The following is a 22,421-nucleotide window of genomic DNA, read 5'->3' as shown; positions in this document are numbered from 1 at the left end:
CCATGGCAACTTACAACGCACCGCTACGGGACATGCGCTTTGTCCTCGATGAACTGCTGCACGTGCAACGCTACGCCGACCTGCCGGGCTTCGCCGAGGCCACGCCTGATGTGGTCGCCGCGATTCTTGAGGAAGCCGGCAAACTCGCCAGTGAAGTGCTGATGCCGTTGAATGCCGTCGGCGATCATCACGGCTGCAAGTTAACCGATGGCGAAGTGACGACCGCTCCCGGTTTTCGCGAGGCTTATCAGCTGTATGCGCAAAGCGGTTGGACCGGCCTGACGGCCTCGCCCGAATTCGGCGGTCAAGGGCTATCCCATTTGCTGGGGATTGCCGTTCGCGAAATCATGACCAGCGCCAATCTGGCCTTCTCGATGTTCGCCGGGCTTACCCATGGCGCGGTGAACGCCATCGCCAATGGCGGGACCGACGCGCAAAAGGCGCTGTTCATGCCGCCCATGATCGAGGGCCGCTGGACCGGCACCATGAACCTCACCGAACCGCACTGCGGTACTGATCTGGGTTTGCTGCGCAGCCGCGCCGAACCGCAGGACGATGGCAGCTATCGGATCAGCGGGACGAAGATTTTCATCTCCGCCGGCGAGCACGACTTGGCCGAGAACATCATTCATCTGGTCCTGGCCCGCCTGCCGGATGCACCGCCGGGGGTGAAGGGCATCAGCCTGTTCATCGTGCCGAAATTGCTGGTCAATGCCGATGGCTCGCTGGGCGAGCGCAACGCGGTACGCTGCGGTTCGCTGGAAGAGAAGATGGGCATCCACGGCAACCCGACCTGCGTGATGAATTACGACGGTGCCACCGGTTACCTGATCGGCCAACCGCATCAAGGCCTGCGCGTGATGTTCGTGATGATGAACAGCGCGCGGCTGGCGGTCGGCGTTCAGGGGCTGAGCCTGGCTTCGGTGGCCTATCAAAATGCCGCCCACTATGCCCGCGAACGCTTGCAGGGGCGTGCGCCGGGTGGTGCGGTATCGCCCGGGCAGCCAGCCGATCCGATCGTGATGCACCCCGATGTGCAGCGCATGTTGCTGACCCAGCGCGCGTTCGTCGAAGGGGGCAGGGCGCTGACCTATTGGGCAGGTTTGCAGATCGATATTGCGCACAAGCACCCGAACCCTGAGATGCGTGAGGCCGCCAGCGACTTGCTCGGCCTGCTCACGCCGATGATCAAGGCTTACTGCACTGACAAGGCCGTGGAGTGTACGGGAATGGCGATGCAGTGTTTTGGCGGGCACGGTTATATCCGCGAGTGGGGCATGGAGCAGTTCCAGCGCGATGCACGGATCACGCCGCTGTATGAAGGCACCAACGGTGTGCAGGCAATGGATCTGGCGGCGCGCAAGTTGCGGCTTGACGAGGGTCGGGCGATGCGCCGTTTCCTGACGCTGGTGGACGAGTTCTGCGACGCCCATGACCGCGAACTGATGGAGGTGCAGGCGCTGCGCCTGGCGCTGGCAGACCTGGTGATGGCTGTCGAATACATGGGCAGCGCCGATGCGGCTGACACCGCCGCCGGTGCGGTCGATTTCCTGCACCTGACCGCGCTGGTCGCGTTCGCACTGCAATGGGCGAAGATGGCCGTTATTGCCCAGCACCCTCTGGCACAAGGTTCACCCGATGGCGATTTCTACCGCGCCAAGCTGACCACTGCCCGGTTCTTCTTCGAGCGTATACTGCCGCAGACGTCGATACACCTGCAGCGTATCGGCACCGGCGCTGCAACCCTCAAGGCATTTGACCCCGAGCAGTTCTAGCGCCATCCACGGAGGTTGGGCGATGAAACGAGCGAGTCCACGGGTTGCGGATAAATCCATACCGGTGGGTGCGCTCGTCTCGTTGCCGGTAGTGCTACAGGAGCACGGTGTCGATCCCTGGCCATTGCTGGCCGGATTCGGCATTTATCCTGACTCGTTCAAGCAACACCTGAGCCCGCTGCCGGTGATCACCCACGGCAGGATTCTGGAAGTGGCGGCCGAGTTGTCCGGCTGTGATCACCTGGGCTTGTTGCTCGGACAGCGAGCCAACCTGCAAAACGCGGGTCCGCTGCGTTTTCTGGTGCTCAATGCCGCCACGGTACGCGCCGCCACTGAAAGCCTGATCCGCTACTGCGGGTTGTGGTATCGCGGCCTGCACGTGAGCCTGGTCGAGGAGCGAGGCTACGCAGGCATGCGCCTCTCGATTGCCGGCAACGTGCCAGGCAGCGAGCAATTGCTGACGGCTTACCTGGCCGCCATCGTCACCATCATGCAATTGATCGTCGGCCACGCCTGGCGACCGGCACTGGTGCGCATCGCCTATCGCAAACCGCGTTCGGCGGGGCTGTATGAACAGTTTTTCCGCTGCCCGGTGTGGTTCGGCCAGTCGCAACATGAGGTGCTGTTTCCCCAGGCGTTACTGGATAAACCGCGCGACGGTCACGATCGCCAACTCGAAGACTTCCTGCGTGGTCATCTTGACGAACTGCAGGGCCGAGAAGGCCAGGACCTCGCCAGTCGGGTTCGCCAGGTCATCGAAGCGCTGCTGATGCAGGGCGATTGTTCAGCCGAGCGGGTAGCCGAATTTTTTGCCGTGCACCGCTTCACCCTCTACCGCCACCTGAGCGAACAACAAACCAGTTTCGAGTTGTTGCTGGAGCAGACTCGCAAGGACATGGCCTCCCGCCTGCTGATCGACCCCGATCTCCCCATCGCCGAAGTTGCCAGCCGACTGGGTTACGAGACCCAGGGCAATTTCACCCGCGCCTTCAAGCGCTGGTTTGACTGCACGCCGCGAGAGTGGCGCAAGGCCCGCGCCTGACGCTTTTCCCTGTAGGAGCGAGCCTGCTCGCGATGGAGTCAGGATCACCGCGGGGTGTCAGGTTTCCCGCGTTATCGTTGACGACCATCGCGAGCAGGCTCGCTCCTACAGGTTTTTTTCGTGGCGCCCACAAATGTGCCGAAATGATAAAACCTAGTGCCAGGATGATAAAAACTGTCGCAGGAAAACCCGTAACTTTTCAGTCAAGCGAGCAGCCACACCGCTCATTCGTTCAATAACGATAAGACAGGACGGAGTAGTTACGATGCATTTCCTTGATGACAGCTTGTTCCCGGAAAACCAGGAAAAACTGGTGATTCAGGTCGCGCCTTATGGTCCGCAATGGACGCCCGCCGACTCGGACGACATCCCGGTCAGTATGGACGACCAGGTCCAGAAAGCGATTGATTGCTACAACGCCGGCGCCACCGTGCTGCACGTTCACGTGCGTGAAGAAGACGGCAAGGGCTCCAAGCGTCTGAGCAAATTCAACGAGATGCTCGGCCTGCTGCGCCAGGCAGTGCCGGACATGGTGTTGCAGGTCGGCGGTTCGATTTCCTTCGCTCCGGAAAGCGAAGGTCAGGCCGCCACCTGGCTGGATTACGACACCCGGCACATGCTCGCTGACCTGTCGCCAAAACCGGACCAGGTGACCATCGCCATCAACACCAGCCAGATGAACATCTGTGAGCTGCTGACGGCCGATGACATCGAAGGCACCATCCTGGAACAACCGGCGTACTTCAACGCCTATCAGGAAATGGTTTCCGATGCGCGCCCGTCGTTCTTCATCGAGCACCTCAAGCGCCTGCAGGCCTCCGGCATCCAGCCGCATTTCATGCTCGGCCATGTGCACCAGCTGGAAACTGTTGAGCGTCTGATTCGCAAGGGCCTGTACACCGGTCCCTTGATTCTCAACTACGTCGCCATCGGTGGCGGCGCGGCGGGCCTGGACCCGGCCGACATGATCGAGTTCGTCAAACGCACGCCACCGGGGGCGGTCCTGTCGATGGAAAGCGCCATGCGCGCCGTGCTGCCAATGAACGCCATGGCGATTGCCATGGGCCTGCATGTGCGGGTCGGCATCGAAGACACCCTATGGGGCCGCAAGGGCGAGCGCATGACCTCGGTGCAGCAGATCGAACAGACCGTGCGTCTGTCCCGTGAGCTGGGTCGCGAGATTGCCAGCGGCAAGGAAGCGCGCCAGATCTACAAGATCGGTGAAACCTACACCAGTGCTGACGAGACCATCGCCCAGCTGGGCATGGCGCCGAACCGCAAGCCGGGCCAGCGTGGCTTTACCGTGCCAGGACAGTTCTGACCCCGCAGGTCATTGACTGTGGCGAGGGGATTTATCCCCGTTGGCCTGCATGGCAGGCCCATTTTGGGGGCCGCTGCGCGACCCAGCGGGGATAAATCTCCTCGCCACAAAAGTGGGTGCTGGTTCTTGTGAGAACAGCACTGCACGTAAACGAGGTGTGCAATGAGTCTTTTGAACAAAGTCGTGCTGGTGACCGGAGTCGGTCCCGGCCTGGGCAAAGCGTGCGCCGTGGCTTTTGCCAAGGCGGGCGCGAAGGTGGTGATTTGCGATGTCAGTGACGAGTCGCTGGCGCAGGCTCGGGAGGCCGTCGAAGCGCAGGGTGCCGAGTGCCTGGCGGTTCGCTGCGATGTGTCGTCGAGCGCCGAAGTGGACGTGATGTTCAAGCAGGTCGTCGCGCGTTTCGGCACCCTGCATGTGCTGGTCAACAATGCTGCGCTGACGCCGAACCGTGAAGTCGACACCCAGCGTCGTAATGCACTGTACCGCTACATGTCGAGCCCCGAGCCGCGCCGATCGCTGGGCTTCACCAGTGCGATCAGTGACGAAGAGTGGCACCGCTATTGGGGCGTCAATGTCCACGGCCTGTTCTATTGCACCCGTGCGGCACTGAGGCTGATGGAGCCGCAGCGCGACGGCAAGATCATCAACATTGCGTCCATTGCCGGCCTGTCCAGCAAGAGTGCGCACAGCCCTCACTACTGCGCCACCAAGGGAGCGGTGATCAGCTTCACCAAGTCGGTGGCTTATGAGGTGGCGGGCGCCAACATCTTCGTCAATGCCATGGCTCCGGGCGGCGTCGCCACCCCGGCATTCAATGACTATCTGGACGCTGTTGGTGAAGACGCCCGCAATCGTCTGTGGCAAGGGGTTCCACTGGGTCGCTTCGGTACGGTCGAGGAATACGCCGGCACCGTGCTGTATCTGGCCGGCGAGCATTACCTGATCGGTCAGGTGCTCAGCCCCAATGGCGGCGGCGTTATCTGACCTCATTTACAAGCGAGTAGAAGACCAATGAGCGATACCCCGAATTACAACGCGCTGCGCGCCGCCGGCCTGTTCGATGAAAGCCTGGACCGCATGGCCGAATGGGATGGGCCGTGGACCGAGCGCTTCATGCAGCTGGTCGAGGACAGCCAAGTCAATGACATCCTCGATCCGAAACTGGTGGCGCTGATCCGACTGAACATCGACGTCACCGCAACCCATTTGTATGCCCCTGGCGTACGGCGCCATGTACGTGATGCGCTGCGTCTGGGCGTGACCCGTGCGCAGATTCTTGAAGTGTTCAAGCTGGCCAGCGTGGTCGGCATCCATGCCTGTGCGCTCGGGGTGCCGATCCTCGCCGAGGAGCTGGCCAATGCCGGTTTGGCCGATGAGCCGGTAGCGGCGGGGGCGACACCGGTCTGCGATGCCGTGCGGGCCAACGGGATGTTCAACCCGCTGTGGGAAACCCTCTACAAATGGGATCCGGCGTATCTGGAAAAATTCCTCGCCATGGGCTTCGGGCTGTGGAAGGACAACATTCTTCCGCCGCTGTGGATCGAGTTCCTGTGCATCGCTGGCGATGCTGCCATTACGCACCTGTATGGCCATGGCACGCGGCGTCACATTCAGGCAGCGCTGCAACTGGGCGCGACCCGCGAGCAGGTGCTGGAAGTGCTGAAGATCGTCAGCCTGCAGGGCATTGAAGCTTGCGAGCTGGGTGTGCCGATGCTGGATGAAGAACTGCGTGCGCTGTCCACTGCGCAATGAAAGGGGCAGGGCAGGTCGTCTGCCCTGTTTCCAGTCGCGCCGGTGGGCGTGTGAATAAGAACAACAAGAAAAGTTTCCAATGCGTCTATCGCAGGAGGAGAAGCAATGACTAGCGTGGTTGAACGAGGCCAGTGCCTGACGGGTGCGGTCGCTGCACACGAGGTACAACAGATCTTTCGCAAGATCACCTGGCGCCTGTTGCCGTTCCTGTTCGTCGCTTATGTGATCAACTCGATCGACCGCATCAACATTTCTTTCGCCAAGTTGCGCATGGCCGAAGATCTGGTGCTGTCCGACGCCGCCTACGGGCTGGGCGCGGCGGTGTTCTTCGTTGGTTATCTGCTGTTCGAAGTGCCGAGCAATCTGTACATGCAGCGGGTGGGAGCACGACTGACCATCATGCGCATCATGGTGGTGTGGGGGTTGGTGACCATCGGTACCAGCCTGGTCAGCTCCGCGACCGGGTTGTATATCGCGCGCTTTTTACTGGGCGTGGCCGAGGCGGGTTTTTTCCCCGGCGTGATCCTGTACCTGACCTACTGGTTTCCGGCCTCGCGCCGTGGCCGCATCACGTCGATCTTCATCATGGCCGGGATCTTCGCCGGGATCGTCAGCGGGCCGTTGGCGGGCTGGATCATGACGCACTTCCATGGCTGGGCCGGGCTGCGGGACTGGCAGGTGCTGTTTGTCTTCGAAGGTGTCCCCGCCGTGCTGTTGGGTGTGTTTGCCTGGGTCTGGCTGGTCGACAAACCGCAGGACGCTCCCTGGCTCAATGATCATGAGAAGGCCATCGTCCAGGCGCAACTGGCAGTGGAGGATGTCAGCAAGGACAACGCCCATGCCTCGTTTCGTCAGCTGCTGCGCGATCCCCGGGTGCTGCTGGCTGGCCTGGTGTTCTTCTGCATTTATTCGGGCACCAATACCGTGGCCTACTGGATGCCGAGTCTGATCCAGAGCTTCGGTCTGGCCGACATCGGTCGTATCGGCCTGATCAGCAGCCTGCCGTACTGTATCGCCCTGGTTGCCATGTACCTGCTGGGGCGCAGTTCGGACAAACACCTGGAACGCCGCTGGCATCTGGCGTCGACCATGCTGGTAGGCGCTGGCAGCTTCGTTTTGCTTGGCTTCTTTCAGGGCAATCTCGAATTGTCGGTGTTGTTCATGAGCCTGGGTGCCGCCGCTTGCCTGTCGGCCGTGCCGTTGTTCTGGACCATTCCACCGGCCTATCTCAGCGGACCGGTCGCTGCTGGGGGCATTGCGCTGATCAGCAGCCTGGGCGGGATCGCCGCGATGATCGCCCCGGTATTGGTCGGTTCCATCAAGACCCAGACCGGCAGCCTGTTCGTCGCTTTCGATGTGATCGCCGGCCTGCTGGTGCTCGGCGCGATTGTCCTGCTGCTGGGCATTCCTTCAAGAGTGCTGCACGAGCGCGCCCGCAACCCTATCTAAATCGCCACACCACGCTGACTCACGCTGGGGCCTGAAGGCCCCGGTGCGGGGGAGTGTTTCACCATTAAAAACAAAAAAAGGTGACATGCATGTCGAGCAGTACCGCCATCTCCACCCTGCATCTATCTACCTCGCCAGGCAGGCGTTTTACGCCTTGCCTGCTGGCCGTCGGCGTCGCGTTGGCGTCCTTCGGCTGCCCGCAGGCTTATGCCGTGACTTTCGAGGTCAATGACGATTGGTCGCTGACCACCAACACCACGCTGACCTATGGCCAGAGCTGGGCGTTGCGTAACCCCGATCCGGGCATGTTGTACGCCCCGGATGCCCGTAGCATCGGCAAGAACGGCAAGGGCATCGACACCAACGGTGACGACGGTCGGCTGAACTTCTCCAAACACGACACCATTTCCCAGATCTACAAGGGCCTGACCGAGTTCGATTTCAACGATGGCAACCAGGGCGCCTTCGTTCGCTTCAAGTACTGGTATGACCACGCGCTGGACAGCGGCAACGGCGACTTCAAGAAATTCGACGACTCCGGGTGGCCGGACCTGGCCAAGTTCCAGGGCTTCGAAACCCTGGACGCCTATGTCTGGAAAAACTTCGATGTCGCCGACCACCCGCTCAACGTCAAGGTCGGCAAGCAGGTGTTGAGCTGGGGTGAAGCGCTGTTCTTCCAGAACGGCATCAACGCCATCAACCCGTTGGACGTGTCGGCCTTCAACCGCCCTGGTGTCGAACTCAAGGAAGGGCAGTTGCCGGTCGAGATGGTGTCGTTCAACTTCGGCCTGAACGACACTCTGAGCCTGGAAGGCTTCTATCAGTACAACTTCCGGCCTTCGGTGCTGGACGGTTGCGGCACCTTCTTCCAGTCCGCCGATTTTGCCCCGGAAGGTTGCGGCCCGATCGTTGCCGGCCTGACTGGCGACAAGACCACCGCCACTGCCTTGCGAGCGGGCACTTTCGTGCCGCGCGGCCAGACCGACTATCCCCATGACGGCGGTCAGTACGGTTTTGCCCTGCACAAGGTGATTGAAAGCCTGAACGATGCCGATCTGGGCCTGTATTACGCCAACTACGCCAGCCGTTTCGCTTCGTTCAATGGCACGGCGGTCAGCCGGCCGATTTCCGGGCCGGGCGGTTCGCTGTCGAACATCTCCACCGCCAGTTACAACTCGGTCTACCCCGAAGACATTCGTCTGTTCGGCGTGAGCCTCAGCGGCGTGGTCGGCAGTACCGCAGTGTTTGGCGAGTTAAGTTACCGGCCCAACCAGCCGTTGGGCTTCAACGGTAACGACACCATCCAGTTCCTGCTGCGCAGCCCCAACACGCCGTTCACCGATCCGGGCGTTGCCCCGGCCTTGGGGGCGCCGATCGAAGGCTACAAGCGCATGCCGGTGTCGCAGTTCTCGCTGGGGGCCACCGATAGCGTGTCCAACATATTGGGCGCGAGCAAGTTCTCCTGGGCCGCCGAGGGTGCGGTCAACCACATCGCTGATCTGGGCGACGAGCGCTTCGGTCGCAGTGGTGCCTACGGCCGCAGCGAGTTGACCACCACACCGTTCAACCCGGCGGTCCCGGCCAGCTTCTGCATCACGCCGGGCACGGCCAACCTCAACGCCGGCCAGATCGCCAACCTCAACGCCGACAACTGCAACGACAACCGAGGCTTCTACACCGACTGGTCGTGGGGTTATCGCCTGCGCGGCGCCCTGGCCTACGAAGGCATCCTGCCGTCGACCGTGGTGACCCCCAGCATCAACTTTCGCCATGACGTGAACGGTTTTGGCCCCAATTTCCAGGAAGGACAGAAAGCAGTGGGTCTCTCGCTGCTGTTTGAGTACCGCACCAATTACTCGTTGGAGTTCAACTACAACGACTTTTTCGGTGGCGACTTCAGCACCCTCAACGACCGCGACTTTGCATCGGTCAACCTTAAGGTGAGCTTCTGATGAACGTGAAATTGAAAAGACTGCCCCTCGTACTGACCGTCCTCGCTTCGGCCTGCCTGAGCACATCGCTGTACGCCAAGGACACTGACACTTCAAAGCTGGGCACGACCCTCAATGCCATGGGCGGCGAGCGTGCAGCCAACGCTGACGGCACGATCCCTGTCTGGGAAGGTGGCCTGAAGCCGGGCAGCCTGAGCGCCAGTGCCAACGGCGACTACGCTGACCCGTTCGCCAGCGAAAAAACGCTGATGGTCATCACCGCTGCCAACGCCGGCCAATACGAAAAGCTGCTGACACCGGGGCAGGTGGCGATGCTCAAGCGTTTCCCGGCGACGTACAAGATCAATGTCTACCCGTCGCACCGCACCACGCACATGCCTGACACCATCAATGCCGCCACCCGTGACAATGCCGCCAAGGTGACACTGGCCGACAATGGCTACGGCATCATCGGCTACAACACTGGCGTGCCGTTCCCGATGCCGACCGAACCTTTGGAAGTCATGTGGAACCACCTGGCGCGCTACATCGGCAGCTCGGTGCAGCGCGAAATGGCATCGGCCACCGTCGAAGACAGTGGCGCCAGCACCCTGGTGACCTATGAGCAAAGCGTGCACTTCCGCTCGGCGGTCAGTGACCTGCAACCGGAAGAAAACGCCCTGTACTTCAGCATGATCCGCGCCTTGAGCCCATCGCGTGTGGCCGGTGAGATCACCATGGTTCACGAGCCAGTCAACCAGGTCGCCGAACCGCGCGGTGCCTGGCAGTACATCCCCGGCCAGCGCCGGGTGCGTCGTGCACCGACCGTGGCCTACGACAACAGTGCCCGCTACAGCTACGGCCAATTGACCTCCGATGGCGTGGGTGGCTTCAACGGCGCTCCGGACCGCTACGACTGGAAGCTGATCGGCAAGCAGGAACGCCTGATCCCGTACAACAGCTACAAGCTGGCGAGCAAGTCGCTGAAGTACGCCGACCTGCTGAAAAAGAACAACCTCGATCCGCAGTACGTGCGTTATGAGAAGCACCGCGTCTGGGTGATTGAAGCGACCCTCAAGCCCGATGCCCGCCACGTGTATGGCAAGCGTCGCTTCTACATCGACGAGGACAACTGGCAGATCGCAAGTTCGGAGATGTACGACAGCCGCGGCGAACTGTGGCGCATCTACGAAAGCTACCCGATCCAGCTGCCGGATGTGGATGTGCCGTTCCAGGCGATGGAAGCCACTTATGACGTTATTTCGGGACGCTACGCCACCAACTACATGACCAACGAGACCCAGCAGAAGATGGTCTTCAACCAGTTGGCATCGAAAGAAAACTACAGCCCGGCAGCGCTGCGCCGCTACGGCAAGTAATTCACCGGTTCACGACGCTGTGCACTTTACCGCTGCTTCGGCAGCGGTTTTTTTAGCGTCACAGGCGTCGGGCGAGGCGAATTCAAAAGGGGGAAGGGGTGTGAACCGTCGTTTATCCACGCTGGTTGGTAGCAGTCGCAAGCTGGACGGTGGGGTGATGTTTGGCAGCACGCCCAGGGAGGTCTGGGCCGACTGGATCAGGCCCGATCAGGACAATCGGGTGCAGTTGGCCTCACGGGGATTGCTGGTCCAGCAAGGGGACAGGAACATCCTGGTGTTGGCCGGAGCGCAGGCATTGCTCGCGCCGCCGCGTCGGACCTGCACCTGCCAGAAACATGCCCCAGGCCTGCTGGAAAGCCTGGCGCAGCAGGGGCTGGCGGAGGGTGACATCCATGCGGTGGTGCTCACTCACCTGCATGCACAACTGAGCCCGGAACTCCGTGCGGCGATTGACGATGGCGATACCCCGCGCCTGTTGTTTCCCGCCGCACGCTACATCACCGGGGAGCGTCATTGGTTTCGTGCCCGTCACAACCATCCCCATGATCGTTCTCTGTTCGTCAGGCAGATCGTGCACAGACTCGAAGGCAGCGACCGGTTGATGCTGCTCGAGGGCGGGCGCTGCAAGGAACTGGGCGACGGTTGGCGGTTCCACTTCAGCGATGGCTACACGCCCGGTCAATTGATCCCGGAAATCGCCATGCCGGCAGGCCCGGTGGTTTTTGCCGGCGACCTCATTCCCGGCACCCAATGGCTGAACCTGGAGATCACCACCGCCAACGACCGCAATCCGGAGGGGCTTATCGGGGAAAAGGAGCGCTTGCTCGATTACCTGGTGGCGTGCGGTGGCCGCCTGTTCTTTTCCAGCGATCCCGATATTGCGATGATCAAGGTGATGCGTGATCGACAGGCGCGTTACCTGCCGTTCGATACGTACACGACGTTCAGTCGCTTCGAGTCTTGATTGGCGATCACTGGCCAGAAGTACATTCAAGACTTCTGTTCAGGTCGAAAACTGCCTATCGCACACCTTCAAACGCATGTTTCATATTTTAATTGAGCTGTGCGATGTGGGGGAGCGAAGGGGTAGGGTTGCGCAAATGACCGAAAGGAAACGGAAACGATCAAGAAATGGTGGTACGGAAATTACGAATCGTAGAAACGACAAAGCCCTGAATAATCAGGGCTTTGTCGTATAAAGATGGCGGAGGCGATGTCTTCTGTTTTGATGTTCATTGACGTCCACTGATGTTTTATTTGGTACGTAAAAAAACTTCAAAAACAGCCAGTTATGAAATTTTGTGTCTTTTATGTTCCGCGTACAACCACGGAAAGCCAGGGTCCAAGGTATGGGCTGGAGTATGGGCTGAGACTCCTCTACATTGAGTCATCACCCTTTCAATAGGAGGTGACTGATGGCATCGCTGACGACAAAAACCGTAGAGAAAATCATCAGGGCCAGGTTGCCTGGAATGACCAATGATGGCGACGGCCTCTATTTGAAAGTCGGCCGCTCCGGTGGTGCCAGTTGGATCTTTCGCTACAAGATTGCCGGCAAAAGCCGAGACATGGGCCTGGGCGGGACGCCCGACGTCAGTCTTGCGAAAGCTCGTGAGAAATCAGCTGAGGCCAGAAAGCTGAGCAGATCAGGCGTCGATCCGCTCACCAGTCGAGATGAAGGGGTGGAGCGACAACGCTTGGAACAAGAGGCCGAGCGTTTAGCTCAAGCCATCGCAATAACCAAGGCAACCCCGTTCAAAGACGTTGCCCTTGACTATATTGCGGTCCACAGGGCGGGCTGGAAAAATGCCAAGCATGCTCAGCAGTGGGAAAACACGTTAGCTACTTATGCGTTCAAGCTCATCGGTGATCTTCCTACCCAAGAGGTAAACGTTGAGCATGTGCTGACCATCCTCAAGCCGATTTGGACAGTCAAACCTGAAACCGCCAGCCGGTTGCGAAACCGAATTGAAGTGGTCCTTGATGCGGCAAAGGCCAAAGGACTGCGCGAGGGAGAAAACCCCGCTCGATGGCGGGGGCATTTGGACAAGCTTTTGCCCCCTCGCCTAAAAGTGCGCGCTGTAAAACACCATTCAGCCATGCCATGGATCGAGCTTCCAGTATTTATGGCAACGCTTGAGAAAGCAGACGATCTGAGCTCCAAAGCCCTGCGCTTCACCATCCTGACCGCCTGCCGAACCAGCGAAGTGCTTGAGGCTACCTGGACGGAGATTGATCTCGTGGCCGGGATATGGACCATTCCGGCGTCGCGGATGAAAGCAGGGAAAGAGCACCGGGTTCCATTGTCACAAGCGGCGTTGGATCTACTGATCGCTCTCCCACGTGTAAAGGGGAACCATCATCTGTTTCCTGGTGCTCGGAAAGGACGACCGCTGAGCAATATGGCGATGTTGATGGTCTTGCGTCGAATGAAGCGCAACGACCTCACGACCCATGGATTCCGCTCGACTTTTAGGGACTGGGCGAGTGAGGTCACCCACTTTCCTCGAGAGGTGTGTGAGCAGGCACTGGCACACGCGGTAGAGAGTGCAGTGGAGGCGGCGTATCGCCGTGGAGATCTTTTCGGCAAGCGGCAAATGTTAATGAATCAATGGTCACGATATGTGTGTGGAGTGCAGGAAGCACAAGCCAGTGGGATGGATATCAGTGAGGCACCGCTTCTTACTCATCCCCGCTGATATCGGGCAGTTATTGCTAGCATGGGGTGCTAGGGGTCGAGTGTTCGAATCACTCCGCCCCGACCATTTATTTTTAGGAAATCCAGTCACTTAGCCGTGACTGGATTTTTTATGGCTTATCGTTTTTTCGCGGAGCTGATTTTTGCCGCACTTTTTGCCTCACTGAGGATTTAGATCATCCGCTGCTCGGGCGGACGGGAATTAACGTAGAGTGGTCCTTAGCGGGGGGCAAGAGCATCGGGTTGCAAGGTGTGCACGATTGCATCGTTAATAGGGAGGAGCGTTTTCCTCTTTGGGCATGAAGCTCTACGTAACCGCCACATATCTCCAGGCAGCGCCCGTAAGAGACTGGCTCTGCAACTGCTGGTAGTTAGTGGTACCAGCAGCGGCAATCCACTTTTTGTTGGTATTTCGTCGCGGCAGGGTATCAATTGCATCAACACCTTTCACCTCATGGCCAATGGCAGTATGGGAAAGACGGAACGGGGTCGATTGCGTCACGTCGCAACTGGCAGCTTTCACAAGGCTGTTGGCAAAGGCTGCTTTTGGCTGATTTCTGCCTGTCGTGAAGGGCTGCATCCGACCCAAAGCGGACTCATGTCCTACTTTTTACCAACATTCAAATGATTTGATTGTTGCTCCTGGCACATCCACCGCCACTGATATGCTTAGGAAGATTGAGGCTTGCAGAAATGGTTCGGGCAGCCTAGGGGGACTGGAGATGTTGGTCTAGCCGGCCGCGACTGCTGCGGCCAGCCCTTCCAATGGGCCTGTAACGCGGGGATCAGTCTTGGTCGTCGTTGTCGTCGTCGTGCCATTTTTTGTGGTGTTTGCGCCATCCATAGTGATGGCCACGGTCGTGGTGGTGACGACGCCAGCCGCGATCGTCGTCATAGTAACCACCACGGTAGCGATGACCACTTTCATCATCATATTCCCGGCCCATGTGATTGCCCAGGGCGCCGCCTACACCGCCACCGGCTGCCGCGCCGATCAGGCTGCCAGTGGTGCCGCCCATCTTGCGACCTACCACGTTACCGCCGGCTGCGCCCAGTGCGCCGCCAATGGCCGCTTCGCCACGGCTGTGTTTGTTGGCGCCCACCGCACCACCGGCCGCGCCACCCACGCCTGCGCCGATTGCCGAGCCGGTGCTGCCGCCGATCGACTGGCCGACCACCGAGCCCAATACTCCGCCCAATGCGCCGCCTATGCCTGCTTCGGTATTGCCGCCTGCCGACGCAACGCCGCTTAACAGGCCAAGCGACAACAAGAGAATCGAGGAGTACTTCATTTATGAAAACCTCAAAGGGGTGCCGAGGCGATCCTGAGGCTCTGGACGGGGGCTTACAATTGAAATCCGACGAGTAACACGACTTGGCACAATTCTCTAAGTTGCTGTTTTTTCACTGAAACTTTAGGGGTTTTCGGCGGTCCTAGGCTAATTGCGACAGGCCTTTTCAGAGATGGAAAGGCCTTTTTTTGGGGGCGAAAAAACCGCTAACCAGGCTAGTGGTCTGTGCAACTACCCAAATCCGCTATGACTCTTCAGCCCGTCGCGTCCCGCTTGAGTTATCACGTATCCATCCGAGCCGTTTCACTCAAGAAAGCCGCGCTTTACCAGTGAATCGATTGTCCTGTAAGAGTAAGTTTCTAATTCGTCAGGCCCGCGCTGAAACCTACCTTCAACAAAAAGAATGTAACCAAGGGAAGCAAAATTCAGTGCCACGCCTTGGAGGTCCGTCAGTCTGACCCTGGCCGTTTCTGCCCCTCACGGAGGGCCGTTATGGGTCGAAAGCGCACAGAGTGGAAAGTCCGCTTTTGGCCGATCGCTGCCTGTGGGAAGGGCTGAAACCGACCCATAGCTGCCGGTGGTGATGGAAAAAACTCGTCTGCGGGCGGGCAGGTTCTGCACTCATGGTTCGATGCCACGACGGGATCGTGGCGAGCGTGGTAGTGCACGGTCGAGAGGGTATTTTCGAGCCGCGTTCAGTGGCAGTTTCTGGCAGTTCTCCGCTGTCTTGGTGAAAAGCGAGATGCCCAAATTCAATGCAAACCCTGGTCAGATTGAACGTAGATGGGTTGTCACATGCAGTGCAGTTTCGCAGTCAGCATGATGCAAGTCCTAAAGACGGACACTGGCAAAGGTTGATTCGTCTCGGGCGCTGCTGAGTGTCGACAGCGTCTTGGGCTGGGGTGACAGCATCAGGGATCGGGGTAGCGGAATCAGCGCTACATGATTCGCGGTGTTGGAGCTAACGCGCTCGTCGCGCGGCGGAATACCATAGTATTCGCGGTAGCACTTGGAAAAGTGTGGCGTGGATATGAAGCCACAGATAGACGCGACTTCAATGATCGACATCGGGGTCTGCTTGAGCAGTTGCCGTGCGCGAACCAGACGAAGCTTCAGGTAGTACCGCGATGGCGAGCAGTGCAGATACTTTTGGAACAGGCGCTCAAGTTGACGGCGCGACACCGAAACGTAGACGGCCAGCTCATCCAGATCAATCGGCTCTTCCAGGTTGGCTTCCATCAGTGCGACGATTTCCTGCAGCTTCGGCTGGTTGGTGCCGAGCATGTGTTTGAGTGGCACGCGCTGATGATCTTGCTCGTTGCGGATGCGCTCGTAGACGAACATTTCCGAGATCGCCGCCGACAGTTCACGACCGTGATCGCGACTGATCAGGTGCAGCATCATATCCAGCGGCGCGGTGCCGCCGGAACTGGTGAAGCGGTTGCGATCGAGCGTGAACAGTCGGGTGCTTAAATTCACTCGCTGGAAGGCTTCCTGCATGGCCGCCAGACATTCCCAGTGCACGCTGCAATCGAATCCATCAAGCAATCCGGCAAGGGCCAATGCCCAACTGCCTGTGCACACCGCGCCAAGGCGTTTGGACTGACGCGCCTGGCTCTGCAGCCAAGTAATGTGCTCACGGGTAACGGTGCGTTGAATACCGATACCACCGCAGACGATCACAGTGTCCAGGGGCGGGGCTTTGTGCATGGCAGCGTCGGGGGTGATTTGCAGACCGTCGCTGGCCCACACCTGACCACCATCAACGGTCAGGGTAGACCAGCGATACAACTCACGCCCCGATAGCTGGTTAGCCATGCGTAGCGGTTCGACCGCCGAGGCCAGGGATATCAATGTGAAATTATCCAGCAGCAGAAAGCCTATGGATTGTGGTGTGTTGTTCTGGGGACGGGCCCCGGCGCTGTTCGTTAACATCGCTGAATCTCCTCACACAAGGCGTGTGGCGGCCCCAGCTCGGGCTCTTTTTATTACCCATCTAGTAAATGACGGGCTACTGGTGTTGACCCAATTAGGCGGTGCTAGTGGCTACTTGGTGATCCACTGGCTTTTGTCGAGCCGGATCTCCCAGCCACACCATCAAACATGTCCCTACCATTAGTATGGCCGCCACTGCGAAGAAAGGCATCGAATAGCTCTGGGTGGCATCTTTGATCAGGCCAATCACGAAGGGGCCGGTAAAACCACCGAGGTTGCCGATCGAGACAATCATTGCCAGGCCACCTGCAGCCGCGCGACCGGTGAGGAAGGTGGATGGGATTGCCCAAAATGTCGCCTGGAACGAAAGAATGCTCGCGACCGTTAAGCAGAGACAGGCAATCTTGAGTATTGGGTGTTCAATCATCGCGGCAGCGACAAGCCCCGCGGCAGCCATTGCCAAAGCGCCCACTACATAAGGCAAGCGTTGACGGCTTCGATTGGCCAGGCGAGCCCATAGGGTCATGGCTATTGCACCCAGCAGATAAGGGATGGCCACGACCAGCCCCACCATGCCGCTGGCGATGCCCAGGCTTTTGATGATTTGCGGGAGCCAGATTCCGATACCAATGGAGCCTACGATGCAGCAGAAGTTAACCGCCGCCAGTATGAAGACCTTTGGATTTGTCAGCGCAGCACGCAGGGTATTGCCGTGGGAAGCACTGATGTCCTTTTGTTCCTGGGACAAGCGATTGTTCAACCATGCCTTCTCCCGAGCGGACAGCCACTTGGCCTTTGCCGGAGAGTCGACGAGCAAGAAGAGGCAAGCGATGCCCAGCAGGACGGCGGGCATTGCTTCGGCAACCAGAAGCAGTTGCCAGTTTTTCAGTCCCATTACCCCATGCAGTTCGAGCAGCCAGCCCGAGAGGGGCGAACCGACAATGTTGGCCACCGGTATTCCGAGCAGGAAAGCGGCAGTCGCCTTGGCTCGCCATTTACCCGGGAACCAGTAGGTAAAGTACAGGTACACGCCAGGGGTAAATCCGGCTTCAGCGAGCCCGAGCAGGAAGCGGGCGATACTGAAACTGATCGGGCCAGTGGCGAAGGCTGTGGCCATGGAGATCAGTCCCCAAGTGATCATGATGCGGGCTATCCAGACGCGAGCGCCAAAGCGCTGCATCAGGAGATTGCTGGGTATTTCGAACATGAAATACCCAAAAAAGAACAGGCCGGCGGCCCATCCGAACATCGTCGCCGTCAGCCCCAGATCCTGGTTCATGCTTATAGCGGCAAAACCGATGTTGGTTCGATCGAGATAGCTGATGACGTAGCAAATAAAGATGAAGGGAATGATTCGCCATAGTATGCGGCGCATCAAGCGTTCGCCCTCGGCTTCGCTGAGTGGCGCCAGGCCAGTCGAATTGTCGTAAGTCATGTCGTCACTTCTTTTGTAGTTGTTGTGTGAGCTGCAACGGGATTCAGCTGTGGGAGTACATCGCCAATCCCGGTGTCGAGGTGCGTACTTGAAGAATGCTTCCAGTCTCGGATTCGGTGATGAACAGCGTTCGACCATCCTCGCCGCCGAACGCCAAGTTGGTGTTGCTGATGCCGGCACAGGAGACGATGCGCTGCAGAGGCTCCGCGACTTTCGATAGTTTCCAGACAGAGCCGAAACCGGTATGGGCAATGTAGAGATTGCTGTCGGCATCGATGGCAAGACCATCCGGGCCACCGAGGCCGCCGTGTAATTGCGCGAACACCCCGACCTTGCTGATGATCGAACCGTTGCCCAATGGAATTCGCCAGATCTGCTGGGCACGAGTGACGGCGACCAGGAGGTGATTGAGCTTGGGGTCGAAGACGATCCCGTTGGGGCTGGGAATCGTGTTGAGCAGGCAAGTCAGGTTTCCGCTGGTATCGAGTTTGTAGACTCGACCACTCGAATCCTGCAGGCCGGTCTGGCCCTGGTCGGTGAAGTACAGATCGCCGTTGGGCGCAAACACGAGGTCGTTCACGCCCTTGAACCCCTCGGAGCCTGCTGATTCCAGGAGCGGCTGAATATCGCCACTTTCCGGATCGAGCACCATGATGCCCCGCTTGTAGTCCGTGATGAAGATTCGCCCGTCCTGGTGAATCTTCAGGCCGTTCGGCCAGCCGTCATAGGTACAGACCAGTTCCCATTCCCCTTGAGGCGAGATTCTGAAAATCCGTCCGTTCGGGATGTCCGTCACATACAGACGGCCTTCGCGATCAAAGGATGGGCCTTCCAAAAAAGAATCGATAGCGCGCCCCTGGCGGTTGGCATTCGCCCAGGCCGTGGGGCGGGCGTTCCGGAACTTATCCGGCAGGCGGGTAAAGACGGTTGTTTCGAGGGTGGGTGGGGCGGAAAAAAAGCTCATGTCTGCTCCTGGCTGGGAGTCGGGCATCTTGGCCCGATGATTGTTTTTATCGTTTTAATGCAACGTCGTTTCAAAATAAATCATGACTCGACGAAAGGCGACAATATTTTTTGCCAGGGAGGCTGATTTTTATTAGGTGTTGGTTTGGTCTTGACGGAGGGGGTTGTTTTCTGAATATCTAAAAAAAGGAATAACGTTTCAAAAATAATAAAAGTGGAGTCCGGTTTGAAAATTACTTCCATGTATCGCATTGCCACAGCTGTTGGTTGTGGGCTCGCAGGCACCGTTGCCCAGGCCGATTTTTTGAAGGACAGCCATGCCGATCTGGCGATGCGCAATTTGTACTTCAACAGCGACAACCGTGATGGGGCAGCCAAGCCCTCAAAAACGGAGGAGTGGGCTCAGGGTTTCATCCTCGATTACCGCTCCGGCTACACACCCGGGCTCATCGGGGTCGGCGTCGATGCGATGGGCATGCTCGGCGTTACGTTGGACAGCGGAAAAGGCCGGCACCTGGGCAGCACAATGATCCCTTCCGATGGTGACAGCGCGGCCAGCGAATGGAGCAGCTTCGGCGCGACCGCCAAGGCGAGGTTGAGTCAGACCGAACTGCGATATGGTCAACTGATGCCAAAGATACCGGTGCTGGTAGCGTCTGATGGTCGATTGCTGCCGCAGACGTTTCAGGGCGTGCAACTGCAATCCAGGGAACTGGATAATTTCACGTTCATGTGGGGGGCGCTGAATCGGGCGAAGGGGCGAGCCTCGACCGATCGCACGGGCCTGGCGGTCAATGGCGGAACCCAGGAAAGCAACCGCTTTTACTACGGTGGCGTCGACTACCACGTCAGCCGTTCCTTGCTGCTTCAGTACTATGGAGGGCAGTTGGAGGATTACTACACGCAGCATTTCGCAGGGCTCAACCACATCTGGAGTCTTGGTGATTCAGGTTCGTTGACGACCGACCTCAGGTATTTCAGAACCCGTTCCGACGGCGCCAACGGCACCATCTCCGGTCGTAGCCAAGGGTATGTCGCCAGTGGATACACCTCCAATGGCGACGGCGAAATCGACAATGATCTCTGGAGCGCAGCCTTCACCTATCGCTTCGGTGGGCATGCGCTGACCCTGGGTTATCAAGACGTTTCCGATGACAGCAATTTCGTGCAGATCAACCAGGGCTCGATCGATAAGGGAGCCGGCGGCAGCAGTCTTTATCTATGGACAGACAAGATGCTCCTCAACTTCACGCGTGCCGGGGAGCGCACAGGGTTCGCGCAGTACGCCTATGACTTCGCTCCGCTCGGCGTGCCCGGGCTCAAAGCGACGGTGATGTACCTGAAGGGTGATCACATCCAGACTTCGAGCGGCGTGGAGCAATCCGAGTGGGAGCGCGACATTTCCCTGGATTACGTCATCCAGAGCGGCGCTTTCAAGAATCTGGGCTTCACCTGGCGCAATGGCATGTCGCGCAGCGAGGCGACACGCAACGGTGATCAGAATCGTCTGATCGTCAATTACACATTGCCGCTGTTCTGACCCACGCTGACGGATTATCCGGCTGCCAAACCGACGGTCTATAAAAATAGAACGACGTTGCATTTTTATGATTGTGTAGGCACTGTATGGCCGCTCCCCTGAAGTGATTCATGCGCTGGTACATGGATGTACCGGGGTTCACGGGATGGGGCGCACACACATTCAACAATGATCGGATTTCCGCTGAGCGTAGGTGAGACAAGAAAATGGCCAAAGCCGCCGATGTAGTTGTGCAATGCCTGGAAAATGAAGGTGTCGAGTATGTGTTCGGCATTCCCGGCGAGGAAAACCTCGACCTGCTTGAGTCTCTACGCAAGTCGAACATCAAGCTTGTGCTGACGCGTCACGAGCAATCCGCCGGCTTCATGGCCGCCACTTACGGCCGCCTCACGGGCAAGACCGGCGTCAGCCTTTCGACCCTCGGCCCGGGTGCGACGAATTTGGTGACTGCCAGCGCGTATGCCTATCTGGGCGGCATGCCCATGATGATGATTACGGGCCAGAAGCCGATCAAGAAGTCCAAGCAAGGCCGTTTTCAGATTATTGATGTGTGCGGCATGATGGCGCCCATCACCAAGTACACACACCAGTTCGCCTCCGCCGACAACATCCCTTCGCGGATGCGTGAGGCATTTCGTCTCGCTGAAGAAGAGAAACCGGGAGCCGTTCACCTGGAGCTGCCGGAGGATATCGCCGCCGAGCAAACAGAAAGCATGCCGATCCCTCCGAGCCTGCATCGCCGTCCATTGGCCGAGCACAAGGCTGTCGAGGCCGCTGTCGAGAAGTTGCAGCGCGCTCGCAGCCCGATCCTTGTCATTGGCGCGGGTGCCAACCGCAAGATGACCGCCAAGGTTTTAAAGCAACTGATCGACGATACCGGCATCCCCTTTATCACCACCCAGATGGGTAAGGGCGTGGTTGATGAGCGCCACCCGCGTTTCCTCGGCAACGCTGCGCTGTCGTCGGGAGACTTCGTGCACCGCGCCGTCGAGGCTGCCGACCTGATCGTCAATATCGGCCACGATGTGATCGAGAAGCCGCCATTCTTCATGGTGCGTGGCGGCACCGAAGTCATCCACATCAACTTCCGCTCCGCTGAAGTCGACGCCGTGTATTTCCCGCAGATTGAAGTAATCGGTGATATCGCCAACGCCGTCTGGCAGATCGGCGAAGCGCTGAGCGATACCAGCCATTGGGACTTCACACGGTTGATGGCGATTCGTGATGCGAACGAAGCCCAGATCATCGAAGGGGCGGACGACAACAGGTTCCCGGTCTACCCACAGCGTCTGGTGGCCGACATTCGTCGCGTGTTGCCGTCCGATGGCATCGTTGCCCTGGACAATGGCATCTACAAGATCTGGTTTGCCCGCAACTACAAGGCTCACAAGCCCAACACCGTGTTGCTGGACAACGCGCTGGCGACTATGGGGGCGGGTCTGCCTTCGGCCATGGCCGCGCATCTGGTGTACCCGGATCGTCCGGTGATCTCGGTGTGTGGCGACGGCGGCTTTATGATGAATAGCCAGGAGCTGGAGACAGCTGTTCGCCTGAATATGAACTTGACCGTGGTTATCCTGCGAGACGATGGCTACGGCATGATCCGCTGGAAGCAAGCCAACATGGGCTTCACCGACTTCGGCCTGGACTACGGTAACCCGGACTTCGTTAAGTATGCAGAGGCATATGGCGCCAATGGCCACCGCGTGGAGAGCGCCGAAGGTTTCCTGCCGCTGCTGGAGCACTGCGTCAAAACGCCAGGTGTGCACGTGATCGACTGTCCCGTTGATTACAGTGAAAACGACCGCATCCTGAACATGGAGTTGCGCCAGCGCAGCGCTGCAATTTGATGCATGGCGAGCAACCGAATACCCGTCGTACTTTCTTCAAAGGCTTCGAGCCCGGGCCG

The 22,421-nt window shown here is 58.8% G+C and carries 16 protein-coding genes and 1 tRNA gene; 13 read left to right on the top strand and 4 right to left on the bottom strand.

What is annotated here, in order from left to right; translation table 11 throughout:
- Positions 1-2 precede the first annotated feature (2 nt).
- From ABTV22_RS16185 to ABTV22_RS16135, 11 genes are all read left to right on the top strand, one after another.
- Positions 3-1,775, top strand: coding sequence for an acyl-CoA dehydrogenase C-terminal domain-containing protein (locus ABTV22_RS16185; protein WP_433735505.1), 1,773 nt, complete (start codon positions 3-5; stop codon positions 1,773-1,775).
- Between the two features lie 22 nt (positions 1,776-1,797).
- Positions 1,798-2,817: an AraC family transcriptional regulator gene (locus ABTV22_RS16180; RefSeq protein WP_433735504.1), complete on the top strand. Its 1,020-nt coding sequence runs from the start codon at positions 1,798-1,800 to the stop codon at positions 2,815-2,817.
- 265 nt (positions 2,818-3,082) lie between these two features.
- Complete coding sequence (locus tag ABTV22_RS16175) at positions 3,083-4,138, top strand: 3-keto-5-aminohexanoate cleavage protein (protein ID WP_433735503.1); 1,056 nt, start codon at positions 3,083-3,085, stop codon at positions 4,136-4,138.
- A 162-nt stretch (positions 4,139-4,300) separates the two neighbouring features.
- The gene (locus tag ABTV22_RS16170) at positions 4,301-5,122 is read left to right on the top strand and encodes an SDR family NAD(P)-dependent oxidoreductase (RefSeq protein ID WP_433735502.1); all 822 of its coding nucleotides are present in this window, start codon (positions 4,301-4,303) and stop codon (positions 5,120-5,122) included.
- Between the two features lie 27 nt (positions 5,123-5,149).
- Positions 5,150-5,890 carry a carboxymuconolactone decarboxylase family protein gene (locus ABTV22_RS16165; protein WP_433735501.1) on the top strand — a complete coding sequence of 247 codons (741 nt, stop codon included), beginning with the start codon at positions 5,150-5,152 and terminating at the stop codon, positions 5,888-5,890.
- Positions 5,891-5,995: 105 nt separating this feature from the next.
- Positions 5,996-7,339 (top strand): MFS transporter, encoded by a 1,344-nt coding sequence (locus tag ABTV22_RS16160; RefSeq protein ID WP_433735500.1) that lies wholly within the window; start codon positions 5,996-5,998, stop codon positions 7,337-7,339.
- Positions 7,340-7,428: 89 nt separating this feature from the next.
- Positions 7,429-9,291: a DUF1302 domain-containing protein gene (locus tag ABTV22_RS16155; protein WP_433735499.1), complete on the top strand. Its 1,863-nt coding sequence runs from the start codon at positions 7,429-7,431 to the stop codon at positions 9,289-9,291.
- A complete protein-coding gene (locus tag ABTV22_RS16150; protein WP_433735498.1) occupies positions 9,291-10,649 on the top strand; it encodes a DUF1329 domain-containing protein in 1,359 nt (452 codons plus the stop codon). Before ABTV22_RS16155 ends, ABTV22_RS16150 begins: the two co-directional genes overlap by 1 nt.
- Positions 10,650-10,749: 100 nt before the next feature.
- On the top strand, positions 10,750-11,613 hold the full coding sequence (locus tag ABTV22_RS16145; protein WP_433735497.1) for an MBL fold metallo-hydrolase: 864 nt from the start codon (positions 10,750-10,752) through the stop codon (positions 11,611-11,613).
- Between the two features lie 451 nt (positions 11,614-12,064).
- On the top strand, positions 12,065-13,348 hold the full coding sequence (locus tag ABTV22_RS16140) for a tyrosine-type recombinase/integrase (protein WP_433735496.1): 1,284 nt from the start codon (positions 12,065-12,067) through the stop codon (positions 13,346-13,348).
- Positions 13,303-13,414: transfer RNA gene (locus ABTV22_RS16135), tRNA-Pro, on the top strand. Before ABTV22_RS16140 ends, ABTV22_RS16135 begins: the two co-directional genes overlap by 46 nt.
- 718 nt (positions 13,415-14,132) lie before the next feature.
- Here ABTV22_RS16135 and ABTV22_RS16130 read toward each other — a convergent pair.
- The 4 genes from ABTV22_RS16130 to ABTV22_RS16115 all read right to left on the bottom strand — a co-directional run bounded on the left by ABTV22_RS16130 (position 14,133) and on the right by ABTV22_RS16115 (position 18,973).
- On the bottom strand, positions 14,133-14,639 hold the full coding sequence (locus tag ABTV22_RS16130; protein WP_433735495.1) for a glycine zipper domain-containing protein: 507 nt from the start codon (positions 14,637-14,639) through the stop codon (positions 14,133-14,135).
- Positions 14,640-15,470: 831 nt separating this feature from the next.
- Positions 15,471-16,574, bottom strand: a complete 1,104-nt coding sequence (locus tag ABTV22_RS16125) for a GlxA family transcriptional regulator (protein ID WP_433735494.1) — start codon at positions 16,572-16,574, stop codon at positions 15,471-15,473.
- Positions 16,575-16,668: 94 nt separating this feature from the next.
- Complete coding sequence (locus ABTV22_RS16120; protein ID WP_433735493.1) at positions 16,669-18,009, bottom strand: MFS transporter; 1,341 nt, start codon at positions 18,007-18,009, stop codon at positions 16,669-16,671.
- Between the two features lie 43 nt (positions 18,010-18,052).
- Positions 18,053-18,973, bottom strand: coding sequence for an SMP-30/gluconolactonase/LRE family protein (locus ABTV22_RS16115; protein ID WP_433735492.1), 921 nt, complete (start codon positions 18,971-18,973; stop codon positions 18,053-18,055).
- A gap of 240 nt (positions 18,974-19,213) precedes the next feature.
- On the opposite strand from ABTV22_RS16115, the gene ABTV22_RS16110 reads away from it, so the two are divergent.
- Both ABTV22_RS16110 and ABTV22_RS16105 read left to right on the top strand, forming a co-directional pair.
- Positions 19,214-20,512 carry an OprD family porin gene (locus ABTV22_RS16110; protein WP_433741422.1) on the top strand — a complete coding sequence of 433 codons (1,299 nt, stop codon included), beginning with the start codon at positions 19,214-19,216 and terminating at the stop codon, positions 20,510-20,512.
- A gap of 206 nt (positions 20,513-20,718) precedes the next feature.
- Positions 20,719-22,362 carry an acetolactate synthase large subunit gene (locus tag ABTV22_RS16105; RefSeq protein WP_433735491.1) on the top strand — a complete coding sequence of 548 codons (1,644 nt, stop codon included), beginning with the start codon at positions 20,719-20,721 and terminating at the stop codon, positions 22,360-22,362.
- The last annotated feature ends 59 nt before the right edge of the window (positions 22,363-22,421 follow it).

Source organism: Pseudomonas putida (assembly GCF_050990305.1).
GTDB lineage: Bacteria > Pseudomonadota > Gammaproteobacteria > Pseudomonadales > Pseudomonadaceae > Aquipseudomonas > Aquipseudomonas putida_AH.
The sequence above is the reverse complement of the archived record's forward strand: the minus strand, read 5'-3'. Positions and strand labels throughout refer to the sequence as shown.

What these genes read in the sequence shown, in the direction of transcription:
- ABTV22_RS16185 (WP_433735505.1), top strand. Translation starts at nt 3, where the DNA reads ATGGCAACTTACAACGCACCGCTACGGGACATGCGCTTTGTCCTCGAT.
- ABTV22_RS16180 (WP_433735504.1), top strand. Translation starts at nt 1,798, where the DNA reads ATGAAACGAGCGAGTCCACGGGTTGCGGATAAATCCATACCGGTGGGT.
- ABTV22_RS16175 (WP_433735503.1), top strand. Translation starts at nt 3,083, where the DNA reads ATGCATTTCCTTGATGACAGCTTGTTCCCGGAAAACCAGGAAAAACTG.
- ABTV22_RS16170 (WP_433735502.1), top strand. Translation starts at nt 4,301, where the DNA reads ATGAGTCTTTTGAACAAAGTCGTGCTGGTGACCGGAGTCGGTCCCGGC.
- ABTV22_RS16165 (WP_433735501.1), top strand. Translation starts at nt 5,150, where the DNA reads ATGAGCGATACCCCGAATTACAACGCGCTGCGCGCCGCCGGCCTGTTC.
- ABTV22_RS16160 (WP_433735500.1), top strand. Translation starts at nt 5,996, where the DNA reads ATGACTAGCGTGGTTGAACGAGGCCAGTGCCTGACGGGTGCGGTCGCT.
- ABTV22_RS16155 (WP_433735499.1), top strand. Translation starts at nt 7,429, where the DNA reads ATGTCGAGCAGTACCGCCATCTCCACCCTGCATCTATCTACCTCGCCA.
- ABTV22_RS16150 (WP_433735498.1), top strand. Translation starts at nt 9,291, where the DNA reads ATGAACGTGAAATTGAAAAGACTGCCCCTCGTACTGACCGTCCTCGCT.
- ABTV22_RS16140 (WP_433735496.1), top strand. Translation starts at nt 12,065, where the DNA reads ATGGCATCGCTGACGACAAAAACCGTAGAGAAAATCATCAGGGCCAGG.
- ABTV22_RS16130 (WP_433735495.1), bottom strand. Translation starts at nt 14,639, where the DNA reads ATGAAGTACTCCTCGATTCTCTTGTTGTCGCTTGGCCTGTTAAGCGGC.
- ABTV22_RS16125 (WP_433735494.1), bottom strand. Translation starts at nt 16,574, where the DNA reads ATGTTAACGAACAGCGCCGGGGCCCGTCCCCAGAACAACACACCACAA.
- ABTV22_RS16120 (WP_433735493.1), bottom strand. Translation starts at nt 18,009, where the DNA reads ATGACTTACGACAATTCGACTGGCCTGGCGCCACTCAGCGAAGCCGAG.
- ABTV22_RS16115 (WP_433735492.1), bottom strand. Translation starts at nt 18,973, where the DNA reads ATGAGCTTTTTTTCCGCCCCACCCACCCTCGAAACAACCGTCTTTACC.
- ABTV22_RS16110 (WP_433741422.1), top strand. Translation starts at nt 19,214, where the DNA reads ATGTATCGCATTGCCACAGCTGTTGGTTGTGGGCTCGCAGGCACCGTT.
- ABTV22_RS16105 (WP_433735491.1), top strand. Translation starts at nt 20,719, where the DNA reads ATGGCCAAAGCCGCCGATGTAGTTGTGCAATGCCTGGAAAATGAAGGT.